The 14,728-nt window shown below is 63.9% G+C and carries 13 protein-coding genes; 9 read left to right on the forward strand and 4 right to left on the reverse strand.

Annotated elements, in window-relative coordinates:
• Positions 1-61 precede the first annotated feature (61 nt).
• Genes DEH80_RS08425 through DEH80_RS08435 form a run of 3 tightly spaced genes read left to right on the forward strand, consistent with a single transcriptional unit; the run spans position 62 to position 3,551 of the window.
• Positions 62-1,696, forward strand: coding sequence for a beta strand repeat-containing protein (locus DEH80_RS08425; protein ID WP_165831372.1), 1,635 nt, complete (start codon positions 62-64; stop codon positions 1,694-1,696).
• Between the two features lie 11 nt (positions 1,697-1,707).
• A complete protein-coding gene (locus DEH80_RS08430; RefSeq protein WP_133249174.1) occupies positions 1,708-1,983 on the forward strand; it encodes a hypothetical protein in 276 nt (91 codons plus the stop codon).
• A gap of 56 nt (positions 1,984-2,039) precedes the next feature.
• Complete coding sequence (locus DEH80_RS08435) at positions 2,040-3,551, forward strand: ShlB/FhaC/HecB family hemolysin secretion/activation protein (protein ID WP_109720053.1); 1,512 nt, start codon at positions 2,040-2,042, stop codon at positions 3,549-3,551.
• Between the two features lie 99 nt (positions 3,552-3,650).
• On the opposite strand, the gene DEH80_RS08440 is transcribed toward DEH80_RS08435, so the two are convergent.
• The gene (locus tag DEH80_RS08440) at positions 3,651-4,064 is read right to left on the reverse strand and encodes a TlpA family protein disulfide reductase (protein ID WP_165831373.1); all 414 of its coding nucleotides are present in this window, start codon (positions 4,062-4,064) and stop codon (positions 3,651-3,653) included.
• An 85-nt stretch (positions 4,065-4,149) separates the two neighbouring features.
• On the opposite strand from DEH80_RS08440, the gene DEH80_RS08445 reads away from it, so the two are divergent.
• Positions 4,150-5,133, forward strand: a complete 984-nt coding sequence (locus DEH80_RS08445) for a response regulator transcription factor (protein ID WP_109720055.1) — start codon at positions 4,150-4,152, stop codon at positions 5,131-5,133.
• A gap of 59 nt (positions 5,134-5,192) precedes the next feature.
• Positions 5,193-5,873 carry a class I SAM-dependent methyltransferase gene (locus DEH80_RS08450; protein ID WP_109720056.1) on the forward strand — a complete coding sequence of 227 codons (681 nt, stop codon included), beginning with the start codon at positions 5,193-5,195 and terminating at the stop codon, positions 5,871-5,873.
• A 27-nt stretch (positions 5,874-5,900) separates the two neighbouring features.
• On the opposite strand, the gene clpB is transcribed toward DEH80_RS08450, so the two are convergent.
• Positions 5,901-8,495 (reverse strand): ATP-dependent chaperone ClpB, encoded by a 2,595-nt coding sequence (gene clpB, locus DEH80_RS08455; protein ID WP_109720057.1) that lies wholly within the window; start codon positions 8,493-8,495, stop codon positions 5,901-5,903.
• An 81-nt stretch (positions 8,496-8,576) separates the two neighbouring features.
• The gene (locus DEH80_RS08460) at positions 8,577-9,002 is read right to left on the reverse strand and encodes an Hsp20/alpha crystallin family protein (protein WP_109720058.1); all 426 of its coding nucleotides are present in this window, start codon (positions 9,000-9,002) and stop codon (positions 8,577-8,579) included.
• A 247-nt stretch (positions 9,003-9,249) separates the two neighbouring features.
• Between DEH80_RS08460 and DEH80_RS17570 the strand changes: the two genes are divergently transcribed.
• From DEH80_RS17570 to DEH80_RS08480, 4 genes are read left to right on the forward strand one after another with little or no spacing between them, the layout of a single operon-like run.
• Positions 9,250-10,650 carry an SLBB domain-containing protein gene (locus DEH80_RS17570; RefSeq protein ID WP_243412777.1) on the forward strand — a complete coding sequence of 467 codons (1,401 nt, stop codon included), beginning with the start codon at positions 9,250-9,252 and terminating at the stop codon, positions 10,648-10,650.
• Positions 10,651-10,699: 49 nt separating this feature from the next.
• A complete protein-coding gene (locus tag DEH80_RS08470; protein WP_109720059.1) occupies positions 10,700-11,716 on the forward strand; it encodes a P-loop NTPase family protein in 1,017 nt (338 codons plus the stop codon).
• Positions 11,670-12,635 carry a glycosyltransferase family 2 protein gene (locus DEH80_RS08475; protein WP_109720060.1) on the forward strand — a complete coding sequence of 322 codons (966 nt, stop codon included), beginning with the start codon at positions 11,670-11,672 and terminating at the stop codon, positions 12,633-12,635. Before DEH80_RS08470 ends, DEH80_RS08475 begins: the two co-directional genes overlap by 47 nt.
• A 1-nt stretch (position 12,636) precedes the next feature.
• Positions 12,637-13,452 (forward strand): WecB/TagA/CpsF family glycosyltransferase, encoded by an 816-nt coding sequence (locus DEH80_RS08480; RefSeq protein ID WP_133249175.1) that lies wholly within the window; start codon positions 12,637-12,639, stop codon positions 13,450-13,452.
• 1 nt (position 13,453) lies between these two features.
• Here DEH80_RS08480 and DEH80_RS08485 read toward each other — a convergent pair whose 3' ends face one another.
• Positions 13,454-14,725, reverse strand: a complete 1,272-nt coding sequence (locus DEH80_RS08485) for a lipopolysaccharide biosynthesis protein (RefSeq protein ID WP_109720062.1) — start codon at positions 14,723-14,725, stop codon at positions 13,454-13,456.
• Positions 14,726-14,728: the final 3 nt, after the last annotated feature.

Consider the following 14,728-nt stretch of genomic DNA (forward strand, 5'->3'; position numbering starts at 1 on the left):
ATACCGATGATCGACCATAAGTGGTGCTATGGCGTCGACTATCCCAAACCGGAGCGACCCCATGCGCATCCTATCCTTTGCAATCTCAGCCTGTTTGGCCAGCACCGCGGCCCAGGCAGGGCCTGTAGGCAATTTACTCGGTGCGCTGTCAGGCGGCGGCTCCTCTGTCTCGACCACACAGCAATCCTCCGCCGGTGCGGTGCCCTTGTTGGGAGCGACCGTCGCGTCGTTACGGGGTACCAATGCGGCGTTGCTGGGCGGCCTGCACGCCTCGGGTTCGGAATCCACCACCGCGCCCCTGCCGGGGCTGATGCGAGCCGACGGGCCTTCTGACGGGCTGCTGGGTCTCTCCGTTTTTGAGGTCGGGCCGGACGGTTCCGGGTATCCGGTCCTGCTGCAGTTGGGTGACTCCACGGTGGACCAGCCGCTGGCTGACCTGGTGCTCGGACAGATGCTGGGCCTGGGCGGCGAGAACAACACCATCGACGTGGCTTTGCTGGGTGGAAATCAGGTCGGTAACACCGGTGATGATGGGTTACTCGGTGCCGCCGTGCTGTCGGGTTCTGACGCCGCGAACGGTGGTCTGCTGGGCATTGGCATTCTCAATGACAACAACACGGGCACGGGCGAGCTGCTCGGCCTTGCTGCCCTGAGTGGCCAGGATGCCGGCCAGGGTGGTGCGCTGGGCGTTGGCGTCCTCAATGGCGATAACAGTGGTCACGGCGACGCGTTGGCACTGGGCGTGTTGTCGGGCCAGAACTCAGGCCAGTCAGCCGAAGGTCTGGGCATCGGGCTGCTGAATGACGGTGATGCGCTGCACATCATGTATGGCGGCGACGTGCTGCTGTCATTGGATGCCGTTGGCGCCGAACTGGCGGCGCTGCTGCCCATCGGAGAGGTTTATGACGGCATCTGGATCGGGACGGGCGAGGATGTCACCAGCGCGAACGACCTGATCAATGTCGGCGTGTTGGCCGGTGACAATGCTGGCTCCGGTGGCTTGATCGGCGTGGCTGTGCTGTCCGGTGACGATGCAGCGCAGGGTTCGCTGATTGGCCTGGGTGTGCTGAACGGCGACAACAGCGGTACCAGCGACGGCATTGGTGTGGCGGCCTTTTCTGGTGACAACAGCGGCGTCGGTAGCCTGGGTGTTGGTGTCCTCAACGGCGACAACTCTGGCAACGGCTCGGTGATCGGCGCCGGCGTGCTCAACGGTGATAGCAGCGGAAACGGTGGTCAGCTAGGTGCCGGGGTGCTCAATGGCGACGGTTCCGGCAATGGTGGTGCCATTGGTGCGGGTGTCCTGAACGGTGATGGCAGCGGCAACGGTGGGACCATCGGCGCAGGCGTGCTGAACGGCGACGGTAGCGGCAATGGCGGTGACCTGGGCATCGGTGTTGGTAATGGCGATGGCTCCGGTCAGGGGGATTCGCTGGGGCTGGGACTGATTAATGACACCGACACCAACGCAGGCGGCGACGGCGGCAATGGCGGTGGCGATGGTGGCAACGGTGGTGGTGACGGTGGCAATGGCTCAGACGGTGAGCCTCCCATCGATCTTGCAAACAATCCCGACGAGGGTTCGACCGGTGCCGAGAGTGCCGTGCGTGAATCGGGCACCGATCTGCTGTGCGGCCTCACCGAAGACATTGGCGAGCGCGCAGACCTCAATTGCAGCGATTCGGCTGCCATTTAAGGCGGGTGGGTATGGCGTCTGAAAACCCGATGGAAGTCGAGGAAATCGATCTGGTCGATGGGATTAGTGCGCGGCTGGAAAACCTCCGCTGTTTTGCCGATACATTGCGTGATGACATCGACTGTGAGGCATCCGGGGCGACCGGTGACGGCCGGCTGGGCGTGCTGCGCGCCGAGCTGGACCAGATCCTGGAGCTGACCGAAGCACTCAGCCACCGACTGCTCGAGCGACAACCTCGGCTTGATCCAGAGATCGAACGCCAAACCCCACTCGTCAGTCGCAACTGACTAGAGGGCTCCTCGCGGGAATCGCGGCGGGCCGAATTCCAAGGAAGGAGAGAAACATGGCCATTGATGTGCCACCGTCATTGCCACCCGAGCAGGGCACGACGCAGAGTATCCAGTCTGCCGCCAGCGGGACGGCCTATTCGTTGCAGTTCGAGGGCGTCACGATTCGCGTGGTCGATGGCACCGTACTCAATCAGGAGCGTGCTGCAGCCGCAGTCGAGGGTGCGGATAGCCTGTCGGATGCCGTGCGCGCGCTGGGGCGTGCGGCTTACCTGGCGGGCTATCCCGCCAGCCAGCTCACCTACGCCCGGCAGGGCGATACCGTCTTCGTGCATCTCTCACCCGGCCGAGTCGAATCGGTCGAGGCGCCCGAGGCCTTGATGCCGTATTTCGCAGGGCTGAAGGATTCCGTGCCCCGCGATACGGATCTTGAGCCGCGTCGCGCGCTGGCCAGCCTGCATGCCAACCGCATGGGGCGCGACTTCAGCAGCAGCTTTGAGGATCAGCAGTTCACGGTGGGTGAACGTGAGACAGAGCGGCCAACTGGCACGGTGTATCTGGAGCTTGGCAACCCCGGCAATCGCTTTGTGGGGCGCCATTTTCTGGATGTGATGGTGCAGGGGGGGACGGCTGCTGGTGGTGAGTTCACCGGTTTCGGCCGCACGGCCCTGACCGGGCTGAATGAGGCCGACCAGTCAGAAGACTTTGCCGAGCATCTGCTGTCGTACTCGCATGTCACGCCCCTTGGTGTTTTTGCCATTGCCGGGCATCGCGTGGCCTATGACCAGACCGTGTTGTCCACCCCATTGCAGGCTGAGTTGCTTGAAGGGGAGGTCTCCTGGCTCTACCCGGTTTATGCAGACTTCGCGTCACGCGTGACGACGTTTGTGAAGGCCGAGCGCACCCACAAAACCACGGATATCGAAGCCACAGGCCAGCCGGTCCAGCGAGAGCTCTACACCTCGGCCGAATTGTCGCTGGGATATACCCGCACGTGGTTGCTGGAGGCGGGCCAGTTCGAACTGGAGGCCAACCTGGCCGCCAAAAAGGGCTTCGGGGACGACGATGAACCCCTGACCTTTGCGGACCTGGGCTACCTGCTGGCACGGCCCACGCTGCGTGGTCACTACAAGCTGGATGGGCACAGCTATACGCTGGAGTTGTTCGGTCAGTGGACGGAAGACGCGTTGCCCGAGCAGCAGCAATGGGTGCTGGGCGGTGTTGGCAGCGTCTACGCATCACTGCCCGGGCTGGCGGTGGGTGACAGCGGCGCGGTTGCGCGTCTGCAGTGGGAACCGCCCGTGTATCCAGTGGCTGATCTGCTGGAGCTCGGCCTGCGGAGTTTCGTGGAATACGGGATGAGCCGGTTCGAACAGAACGTGGGCGGCCGTGATACCGGTACGCGCAGCCAGAGTGACATCGGCGCCGAATTGACCGGAACGCTGCCGTGGGGGCTGGAGGCTGCAATCGGGACGGCGGTTGAGCTGTCCACCTCGGGCGTGAGCGAGGACGCCGAGACAGACGCCGACGCCAATTATTACTTCCGCGTGCGCCAGACCTTCCAGTAACGACGACCACGATTGCAAGTTGCAGCGCCGCTTCGTTGGCGTCACAAAAAAGGCCGGTCTCAAGACCGGCCTTTTTTGCTTCTGTCAGTCGCGTAATCCCTACAAACGCAGCGACAGATCCATTTGAACGTATCGAGCGACCTGGCTGGGCGGCGCTTGGCGGCTGGGCTCGTATACGGGCTCACCAGACTGATTGACCACGACAACCCACGGCAGAGCTTTAACCTGCAGCCGATCGGCCAAAGCTTGACCGTCCACGACGAGCTGCAGGCGGTCCCCTCCCTTGCGTGCCAGGGCCTCGCGAGCGCTCGCGCCATCGCCCAGGTTCACGGCTTTGATAGCTGCTCCTGAGAGCGCATCGTCGGACTGCAGCGTCTCCATGTCCTTCAGCACCGTGTCGCAGCGACCGCACCAGCTCGCCCAGAAGACCAGAACCTGATACGGGCTGGTGGCAGCGTCGGGCTGCATCGGTGCTTCATCGGCCCAGGCCGCACTGGCGAAGAGCGCGGTCACGGTGGCGACTATCCAAGTAGCAGCTTGATTCATGCTCCATACGATGGCCTAATCACCAGTAGACCTATAGGATAAAAAATGCCCAATGAAAGGATTAAAAAATACTGGGCAATTTTTGCGTCTTGCGACCGAGATGTTCGAAGGTGCCCTGGCGCAACCGGCGGATCGCTATCGTTCCTGGATGTTGGAGATGGTGTCGGCCGCATTCGCAGCGGATGGGGCCATCTGGCGCCGCGGTCAGCTTGGCGCGCCTGCGCATGCGCTGACGGTTTGGAATCTGACGCCGCAGTTCGCCCGGGCATGGGAGTCCAGTACGGACATCAACCCGTTGAAGTTGCATATGCAGGCCCATCCCGATTCGGCCAGCGGACTGGCGCTCAGCACTCAACCTGATGCCCTGGAACAAACGCGGGTTTACCGCCGGGTGTTGCGGCAGCACGGCGTGCGTGACGCCATCGGTATTCGTGTGGTTGACCCGGTGCTGGCACTGGAGACCGAGATCATCTTGTCACGGTCCTCGCGTCACACTTTTGCCTCCGAAGACGCTGAACGGCTCGAGCAGGTGGCTCCCGCGATGGTCGCCGCTGCATCACAGGCCTATTTTCTGAGCCTGGCCCGTCCCAGTGCAGCCCTAGCGGATCGACCATCCGCGGTGGTTGACCCGGCAGGGGGCGTGTTGGAAGCACAATGGGGATTCCGCAGATTGTTGCAGCGTCACTATCCCAAGTGGACAGGGCGGCGCCTTCCGTTCGAGTTGCCGGATGACCTGAACAAGGCGTCCATCTCCGTCGATGGGTTGCGTGTGTATGCTGAGCATCTCAACGAGTTGACACTGCTCCGCATTTGGGAGCCTGAGCGCCTGGACGGACTCACGGCGCGCGAGCGCGAAATCGCGGAACAGCTGGCGGCGGGAACGACCTATAAGCAGATGGCCCGCGACCTCGGTTTGTCCACATCGACGGTCGCGAACCATGCCCATCGAATCTACCGCAAGCTCGGCGTGAAGAATCGAAGAGAGCTGACGGCTGAGTTACATCAAAGTGAAAGTGCTGCCGGCGGTGTGACCTAGAGGTGACGCCCGCTCTCGAACCACGACAAGCCACAGATCACCGTTTATAGGATGAGCATATGCACCAGAACTTCCACCATGGTGGTAGCGCCGATTGGTCGTTGGATGAGGCCGTCGTGGAATGCTTTGACAGGCTGGTAAAGCCCGGAGACCGGACTTTGGAGACGGGGGCGGGCCGATCCACCGTGGAGCTGATCCGCCGCGGTGCGGTCCACACAGCCATCACGCCTGCCGCCCCGGAGGTGGATGCCGTAACGCAGGCGTTGCGAGACGAGCAGCTCGACATGTCTCAGTTGGCGTTTCACCAAGGCTACAGTCAGGACGTGCTTCCGCAGCTTGCTCACGACGGGCCGTTGGATTTGGTCCTGATCGATGGCGGGCACGGGTTTCCCATTCCGCAGATTGATTGGGCCTATACCGCACCGCGCCTGCGCGTGGGCGGCTACATGATGATCGACGATATCGACGTCTGGACCGGGCGCATTCTGGTGGATTTTCTGCGACGGGAACCTGGGTGGACGCTCGTCGAGATGATCCGCGGGCGCACAGCAATTTTTCAGTTGACCCAGCCATTCGAGCACCTGGAATGGACCGAGCAACCCTTTGTGTTTCAGCAATCGATGGGCTCGCAACGGCGCCGCAAGCTGGCGAATGCTCTGTCACATTTGCTGCGCGGGGAATTCGGCGTCTTGATGAGGAAGTTCCGACACGACCGGGCGTTGGTGGGGGCCCGCAAATAGGCTCGACCCCCACCCCCMCCCCGATGCTCAGGCCGCCGAGAAACCCAGGCCGCTCTCCGACACGTCGACGTGGATGGTCGAGCCGGGCGGGAAATCGCCGCTTAAGATGCGATTGGCCAAGGGGTTTTCGACCAACTGGGTGAGGGCCCGCTTCAGCGGTCGTGCGCCGTACACTGGGTCGAAACCGGCATCGGCCAGTCGATCCAGCGCAGCGTCGCTAAAGGCCAGCGTCAGATCACGCTCGGCCAGCCGTGCCATGAGCCCTTCGGCCTGAATCAGCGCGATGTTGCGAATCTGCGCCTTGGCCAACGGGTGGAAGACCACGGTCTCGTCAATGCGGTTGACGAACTCCGGCCGGAACTGCTGGCGGACGACCTCCATGACCGCGGCACGAATGGCTGCGTAATCATTGGCCTCATCACCCGACGACAAATCCTGGATCAGGTTGCTACCGAGATTGGAGGTCATGACGACCACTGTATTGCGGAAGTCCACGGTCCGGCCCTGTCCGTCGGTGAGCCGACCGTCGTCCAGCACCTGCAGCAAGATGTTGAAGACATCCGGATGCGCCTTCTCGACCTCATCGAGCAGTAACACCGAGTAAGGCTTGCGGCGTACGGCTTCGGTCAGATAGCCGCCCTGGTCGTAGCCGACGTAGCCGGGCGGGGCGCCGATCAACCGGCTCACCGAATGCTTCTCCATGAATTCGCTCATGTCGACGCGGATCAGGTTGTCGGTGGAGTCGAACAGAAAGCCGGCCAGCGTCTTGCAAAGCTCGGTCTTGCCGACGCCTGTCGGCCCGAGGAACAGGAAGCTGCCGACCGGCTTGGACGGGTCGGATAACCCGGCCCGCGAGCGCCGGATGGCGTTGGCCACCGCAGCAATCGCCTCGTTCTGGCCCACCACACGCTCGTGGAGCACCGTTTCCATTTGCAGCAGTTTTTCGCGCTCGCCCTCCATGAGCTTGGCCACGGGGATACCGGTCCATTTGGAGACGATTTCGCCGACCTCTTCGTCGGTGACCCGGCTCTTGAGCAACTGGAACTTGCGCTGTCCGCCGTCGTCAGCAGCCTGTGCCTGGGCGACCTGCCGCTCCAGCTCGGGAATACGCCCGTACTGCAGTTCGGACATACGAGTCAGGTCTCCAGCGCGACGGGCGTGCTCCAGGTCGATACGAGCGCGCTCGAGCTCCTCCTTGGCGGAGGAAGCCCCCTGCACGCTGGCCTTTTCCGACTTCCAGATTTCTTCCAGGTCGGAGTACTCGCGTTCCAGCTTGGCGATCTCGGTCTTAAGCAGATCCAGCCGCTTGCGCGAGGCCTCGTCCGACTCCTTCTTCAACGCTTCCTGTTCGATCTTGAGCTGGACGATCCGCCGCTCCAGCCGATCCATTGCTTCTGGCTTGGAGTCGATCTCGATGCGAATCCGGCTGGCGGCTTCGTCGATCAGGTCGATGGCCTTGTCGGGGAGCTGCCGATCCGAGATGTAGCGGTGCGACAGGCGCGCCGCGGCGATGATCGCTGGATCGGTGATCTCGACGCCGTGGTGGACCTCATAGCGTTCCTTGAGGCCACGCAGAATCGCAATGGTGTCCTCCACCGAGGGCTCGTCGACCTGAACCTTCTGGAAACGGCGCTCCAGCGCGGCATCCTTCTCGATGTTCTCGCGGTACTCGTCCAGGGTGGTGGCGCCGATGCAGTGCAGCTCGCCGCGGGCCAGGGCCGGTTTGAGCATGTTGCCGGCATCCATGGCGCCTTCCGCCTTGCCGGCGCCGACCAGGGTGTGGATTTCGTCGATGAACAGGATGATCCGGCCTTCCTGCTTGGACAAATCCTTGAGTACGGCCTTGAGCCGTTCCTCGAACTCGCCGCGGTACTTGGCGCCCGCGATCAGGGCACCCAGGTCCAGGGACAGCAGGCGCTTGTCGCGCAGGCCTTCGGGCACCTCACCGTCGATGATGCGCTGCGCCAGCCCCTCCGCGATGGCGGTCTTGCCGACGCCGGGGCGGCCGATGAGCGCGGGGTTGTTCTTGGTCCGGCGCGATAGCACCTGGATGACGCGCCGGATTTCCTCGTCGCGTCCGATCACCGGGTCGAGCTTGCCGGCCTCGGCGCGCGCCGTTAGATCGATGGTGTATTTCTCCAGCGCCTGACGTTGGCCCTCGGCTTCGGCGCTGTCCACGCGCTCGCCGCCACGGACCGCGTCAATGGCTCGCTTGAGCGCATCGGCCGTGCAACCGGCCTCACGCAACTGCTTGCCTGCGGCACATTTGTCATCAACCAGGGCCAGCAGAAACAGGTCGGAGCTAATGAATTCGTCCTTGCGCTGCTGGGCCAGTCGATCGGTGAGATTCAGGACGCGACCGAGATCGCCACTGACCTGCACCTCGCCGGTGGCCTGGCCAACGGTCGGCAGTTGTTCGATGAGGCCATCGAGGCCCGTGCGCAGGGCGTCGATGCGGGTGCCGGCCTGCGCCAGCAGCTGCCGGGCACTGCCACCGTCCTGGTCAAGCAGCGTGAGCAGCACATGCGCCGGATCGATTTGCGGATGATCGCGACCGACGGCCATCGACTGGGCGTCGGCCAGCGCCTGCTGAAAGTGGGTGGTCAGTTTGTCGGTTCTCACGGTGTGACCTCAATCTGGTGACGGGGGGCTGCACGACACGCCGGAGCCGGTGGCGCCGGCGTGCCGTGCATGGGGGGCAGGCTAGCTGACGCGGACGGCGATCTGTCGCGGCTGGCTGGCCTGCTTCTTGGCGATGCGTACGGTGAGCACGCCCTGGGCATAGTCGGCTTCGATGGCCTCGTCATCGGCCACCTCGGGCAGGCGAAACTGCCGGGCGAACTTGCCCTGGAGGCGCTCGACACGCGTGAACCGGCCGGATTCGTCGGCGGGTGCGCTGCGCTCACCCTGGATGGTCAACACGCTTTTCTCGACGCTAACGTCTATGGCTGACGGGTCGACCCCCGGGACATCCAGGCGTACGAAGTAGTTCGCATCGGTTTCCTCGACATCGGCGGCCGGGCTCCAGGCGCGTGCCGCAGCCTGGGCGCTGGTGGCGTCCATCCAACGATCCAGTTCCTGGCTCAATACGTTGAAAACGCCAGCGGGTTCATAGTGCTTGATGTTCATGATGGTCCTCCAACAAAGACTCTGGGGTTGGGTTCCGCCGGTGGGTGCCGGGGATGACAGCGATTTGGGGGTTGACAAAATGGGTTCAAGGTCTTGAGAGCCAGCCCGTTTGTCCCCATGGCAAGCCGAATGGGGGTTAGAATCAGGGGCTTGCGGGTGGACAGCCGGATTTCCCGATAGGATGGTGTCTCTGGCCACCGGGTGGTCGTACTGCTGGACGAACAACGCAGGGATGATGGATCAGGGCATGCAACGCGGCTTAGTGCCGACGCTCGCGCGTAAGCTGGGAATACTTGTGCTGACCGCGGCCACCTGCGCTGCGGCACCACCGGTCGTCGCGCAGGGCGTCGAAATATATAGCGACGAAGATTGGTCGAGTCTGCCGGGGCAGGCGGTTGCAACCCCGCGCACGCCCACGGGCGACCGACGGGCGACGCGACCACCAACCACCATCGTCATCCCAGATGGCTCGTTGCCGGTGCGGTCAGCCACTGTCCAAGCCCCACCGCAACCACCACGCAACCGACAGGATGGCGTGCCACCACCGGATGTGGACCCGACCGGGCGTTGGGGCGCAAGTCCGGCAGCCGGACCTGTGACGTCGGCCGGTCGGGCGCATATCGCGCCGGCTCCGCTGGCGTTGCCTGAGTCCAGGGTGATCGGCGGTCCGCGCGCGCGGCGCAGCGGCCTGGGTATCGAGGAGCGGACCAATCGGCCGCCGTCATACGAGACGCGGGCACCCGAGCGGGCAACGCTCCCCCTGACCGCGCCGATCACTCCGCCCCACGCGCAACGGTCGTCAGCGCCGCAGCCTGCCCAGGTGCAGCGTCCCGCTGTTGCCAGCCGGGTCATGCCGGACCCCGCCCCCCCCAGCGTGCCGGATCGCCAGCCGCTGTCCACCTTGCCGGGTGCGGCCCTGGGCGGAGGTAACCAGGGACTGGGTCCAGGAGATGCCGTGCGGGTGACCGTGTTCGGTCAGCCCGATCTGGAGACGCAAACGGTGGTCGGTGACGACGGCAGCATCACCCTACCGCTGGTGGACCGGGTGGTGGTGGGCGGCCTGTCACCTCAGGCGGCGGGTAACCGGATTGCCGATGCCTACGCAGAGGGCGAGTACCTCAAGAATCCGCAGGTCAACCTCACAGTCGAGGCGATTCGCAGTCGACAGATTTCGGTGCTGGGGGCTGTGGCCTCGCCGGGTCGGTTCCCGCTGGAATCAGAAACTTCGGTACTCGATGCGCTGGCGATGGCCGGTGGGATCACCGAGCAGGGCGCGCGAACGGTCACGTTGGTCCGGCGTCAGGCCGGCGGTGCGCAGCAGCGCTACAACCTGCGGCTGGATGAATTGTTATCGGGCACTGGCGCGATTGGTTTCAACGTGGCTGGAGGCGATACCATCTACGTGCCCGAGGCGCAGAAGTTTTACATCTATGGTGAGGTGCGGCGACCCGATGCGTATCCGCTGCATGAGCCCATCACCGTCATGCAAGCCATCTCGGTCGGCGGAGGTCTGACCGAGCGTGGGAGCGAGACGCGCGTGCAACTGCGCCGGTCCGATGAACAGGGCAGGACCCGGACTCGCTCGGTGGATCTGACCGATTTCGTGCAGCCGGATGACGTGATTTTTGTGAAGGAGCGCTTGTTCTGATTCTTGTCTCGATGTGCCGTGAGCACGGTGCAGGTTGGGTGGCCGCGGTATGAGCAAAGACGAATCGAAGGGGATTCGCCGAGGCGTGTTGGCTGCTCGCTATGGCGCAGCCCGTGTGATTGATGCCGAGGCGAGCGAGCAGGATTCCCAACGCCTGAAAGCCCGACTGCACCGACAGGCCAAGTCGTCCGGACCCGCGGCAGCCCGTGCCTCAAACACCGCGCCTCCCGAGGCGACCCCGCGCAAGCCATCGCGAGCCAGGCCGGCATCACCGACGCGTTCGTCGCCCGCGCCCGAGGCGCCCAGGTCTGGCGCGTCGGATGGGCGGGCGCAGGCTTCCGTCGCTCCCCGACGCGCGCCGCCCAGCGCCGATGGGCACCGGCCACCGGCCACGGTCGATCAGGTCGCGATCATCCGTCAGGCAGAGATGCATCCTGCGGATGCGTTGACGGTCGTCACCGCGCCGGATTCCGAGGAGGCGCGACGCTACCGAAGCCTGCTGGCGCGGCTCACGCCCCGGCTTGATCGCATGGGTGACCACGCCACATTGGCCGTGGTCAGCGTTGGACGCTCGACGCGGCGCAGCGCCGTGCCAGCCAATCTGGCGGTGCTGCTCGCGCGCGCCGGTCGCGCGACTTGTCTGGTCGATGTCGGCTTGCAGGGTGGCCTGGCTGCCGGTTTGTACGGCCTGAGCAATGCAGTCGGATTGGCAGAATGGTTGGCCGGCGATCAGCGACTTACGGCCTACCGGTTTGACGATCTAGACCAGTTCACGCTGATTCCTGGCGGGCGCACGGGCGCAGCGAATAATGAGCGGCTCATGCATCCGCGTTTTCGTGACTGGCTGACCAGCGGTCTCAAGCAACCTGGGCTGATCCTGCTGGACGCAACCCAGGTGGATGGGAGTGCGGATGCCCAGGCCATCGCGTCCGTGGTCGGCCATGCCGTGATCGTGCTCTGCAAGGATGACGATCGCCTGGCCGATGCGCACACCCTGGTTGACGAATTGCGAGCGCAGAATGTCGACATTGTCGGATCCGTTTACCTGGAAGACACCATTGCCTGATCAACACGCCACTGCGGCCATCGCCATCGTCTCGCCGGTGCGGGACGAATCCAAATACATCCGGCGGACGCTCGATGCCATGGCCGCGCAAACCGTCTGGCCTGAAGAATGGCTGATTGTCGACGACGGATCCCGGGACGATACGCCGGAGATCGTGGAGCACTATCAGGCCCGGTACCCTTTCATCCGACTGGTCAGGCGGACAGACCGCGGTCAGCGAGTCCTGGGTTCAGGGGTGATCGAAGCCTTTAACTTCGGCCGGGACCAGCTGCAGTCGGACTATCGCTACATCTGCAAGCTGGATGGCGATATGTCCTTTGACCCGACCTATATCGAGACAATGCTGGCAGCGCTGGAGGCGGATGATCGCCTGGCCGCGGTGTCTGGCAAGGTGTACCGGCCCGAGGGCGACAGCCTGGTCGAGGAGTACATCATCGATGAGATGGTTGCCGGCCAGTTCAAGTTTTACAAACGCGAGGCGTTTGAAGCCATCGGCGGGTTCAGCCAGACGATCCTCTGGGATGGCATCGATATTCATAAATGCCGGCTCAATGGCTGGACCACCCGTTCCATCCGGGACCCGGGTGCGAGGCTGTTCCACCACAGGCTCATGGGCTCTTCCGACAAGAACGTGTACAAGGGCCGCATCCGTCTGGGGCGCGGCATCTGGTTCATGGGGTATCACCCGGCCTATGCCACGGCATCGGGCCTGTTCCGCATGGCAGAGAAGCCTTATGTCATCGGCGGGCTTCTGATTGTTGGCGCCTACTTCTATGCGGCGCTGCGGAGCGAACCGCGGTTTGAAGAACCGGGTTTCCGTGAGGGATTACAGGCCTGGCAGCGGCAGCGTCTGCGCGCCGTCGGTGGCCGCCTGCTGCGTCGCCTGACGGGGCGGGGCAAGCAGCGGATAGCGGGTTAGCGTGTCTGCTCAATCCTGCTCGACCGGCGCGCTGTCAGCGCTGAATGAATCGACACTGAGGCTGATGGGCTTGGATGTCCTGCGCTGCAGCCGACGGGCATTGCTTGACGCGGTGTCGGCCGATCTGGCGCAGGGGCAGGGTGCCTGGCTGGTCACTGCCAACATGGACTTCCTCAGCCGCGCACGGCGCGATGCGCAGATTGCGACGCTTTATCGCCAGTCGGATGTGATGATTGCGGACGGCATGCCACTGGTCTGGGCATCGCGATTGGCCGGCAGGCCGATTCCCGAGCGGATCGCGGGGTCCAGCCTGATGTTCGATCTGGCGGCGCTCTGCGCCGAGCAAGGGCGCTCGATGTATCTCCTCGGTGGAGTCAATGGCAACGAGGTCCGTGCCTCAGAAGCGCTCAGCCGGATGTATCCGGGGCTGGTCATCGCGGGCCATTACTCACCGTGGATCGGCACTCCGCCCAGCGCCGACGAGATGGCAGATATCGACACCGCGCTGGCCCGGGCGGGTTCGGCGGATGTCATCCTCGTGGCGATGGGTTCGCCCAAGCAGGAATACGTCGCACACATGCTGCGTCGCCGTCACCCCCGAGCATTGATCGTCGGGGTCGGTGCCAGTTTCGCCTTTGCCACCGGTGATTTGGCACGCGCGCCCGAGCTGGTCCAGCGCCTGGGGCTGGAATGGGCGCATCGCATGCTGCAGGACCCCCGTCGCCTGGTTCGTCGCTATCTGTTGGACAACCTGCCTGTTGTGATCCGGCTGCTTGTCAGCTCGGCCTGGCAGCGAGTCCGTGGTGGGCGACGCTAGTCTAGCGGGCTGATGCCTGCATGCGCTGGCGCCCCACCGTAGCGATCAGCAGCAACAGGCTTAGTTCGCCCAGGGTCAGTCCGATCACCGCCCCGCCGGTTCCCAGCGCCCAGGTGCCTGCAATCGAGGCGAGCAAAGAGACGACGGTCCCTGCAATGCCAAACAGGAATAAATCCCTGAACCGCTCGGCTCCGACCAGCACGCTGGTGCCGATGCCCCGCGCAGCATTCACGCAGAAAAACAGCGCCCAGAGGGGAATGAGACCGGACGCAGTGCTGTAGCGGTCCCCCAGCAGGAGGCCTTCCAGCAACGGAAACGCGATGAGCAGCACGGCGGTGTAGCCCACGATCAGTGTGATCAGCCCGACACCAGAGTACTGCGCCAGCTGGCGGATCTTGTCGCGTTCACCCTGGCCCCACCACTTGGACATCCGGGGGGCGAACACCTTGGTCCAGGCCGTCAGGCATAGCCCCGCTGGCATGAGTAAGAGGCGGGCGGCGCTGATGTCCGCTGCTGCGGCAAGTCCGATAATCGCCGCCACAACGAATGCGAAGGTGTTATTCGAAACCCAGGACAGGAACACGCTCGGCAGCGTCCAGCGGCTGACGTCCCAGGCACGACCCAAGGCCGGCCGGGCGCGGCCATGCGATCGGGTGAATGGTTTTGGCCCGAGCAGCACAAGGCCCGCGAGGCCGCTGATGAGTCCGGCAACGCCCAGCGTCAGAAGCACCGTTTCTGTGCCGAACACGCCGCCTAGCGCAGCCGCCAGCAGCCCGGTGGCGACGCAGACTGAATAGATCATGTCCGTGATCAGTGCCAGCCCCGGGCGGAACAGGCAGAAATGGTAATTTCGGACGTACTCGCGCAACCACTGGCCCAGCAGCGCCACCCCGAAGCCATAGCCCACCGTGGCGGTTAGCTCCGGGATGCTCAGCATGCCGGACAGCAGGCTGACGGCAACGACGGCGATCACCGCCGCCAACGCGGAGATCAGGCTTTGAAGTTTAAGCAGATGGGCGGATAGGCTGCGCCGCCGCCGCTGACGCAGCTTGGGACCGAGCGAGATCAGCGGTGCATTGGAGACCGCATTCTGCAATGCCTGGGACAGCATCAGAATGCCGAAGAACTGGGCGTACAGGCCGTAGTCGCTCTTGGATGCAAGACGGATGAATAACAGCCCGATGGCGAAATTGGTCGCCGACAGCATTGCCTGGTCGACCAGGCTGATGATGGCCCCCGACAGCAGCGCGCGACCGCCGCCTTGATGACGCATGAC

The organism is Abyssibacter profundi (genome assembly GCF_003151135.1).
Taxonomy (GTDB): domain Bacteria; phylum Pseudomonadota; class Gammaproteobacteria; order Nevskiales; family OUC007; genus Abyssibacter; species Abyssibacter profundi.

Excerpts from the sequence above, each read along its gene's own strand:
- DEH80_RS08425 (WP_165831372.1), top strand. The coding sequence starts at position 62 with ATGCGCATCCTATCCTTTGCAATCTCAGCCTGTTTGGCCAGCACCGCG.
- DEH80_RS08430 (WP_133249174.1), top strand. The coding sequence starts at position 1,708 with ATGGCGTCTGAAAACCCGATGGAAGTCGAGGAAATCGATCTGGTCGAT.
- DEH80_RS08435 (WP_109720053.1), top strand. The coding sequence starts at position 2,040 with ATGGCCATTGATGTGCCACCGTCATTGCCACCCGAGCAGGGCACGACG.
- DEH80_RS08445 (WP_109720055.1), top strand. The coding sequence starts at position 4,150 with ATGAAAGGATTAAAAAATACTGGGCAATTTTTGCGTCTTGCGACCGAG.
- DEH80_RS08450 (WP_109720056.1), top strand. The coding sequence starts at position 5,193 with ATGCACCAGAACTTCCACCATGGTGGTAGCGCCGATTGGTCGTTGGAT.
- DEH80_RS08460 (WP_109720058.1), bottom strand. The coding sequence starts at position 9,002 with ATGAACATCAAGCACTATGAACCCGCTGGCGTTTTCAACGTATTGAGC.
- DEH80_RS17570 (WP_243412777.1), top strand. The coding sequence starts at position 9,250 with ATGCAACGCGGCTTAGTGCCGACGCTCGCGCGTAAGCTGGGAATACTT.
- DEH80_RS08470 (WP_109720059.1), top strand. The coding sequence starts at position 10,700 with ATGAGCAAAGACGAATCGAAGGGGATTCGCCGAGGCGTGTTGGCTGCT.
- DEH80_RS08475 (WP_109720060.1), top strand. The coding sequence starts at position 11,670 with ATGTCGACATTGTCGGATCCGTTTACCTGGAAGACACCATTGCCTGAT.
- DEH80_RS08485 (WP_109720062.1), bottom strand. The coding sequence starts at position 14,725 with ATGCGTCATCAAGGCGGCGGTCGCGCGCTGCTGTCGGGGGCCATCATC.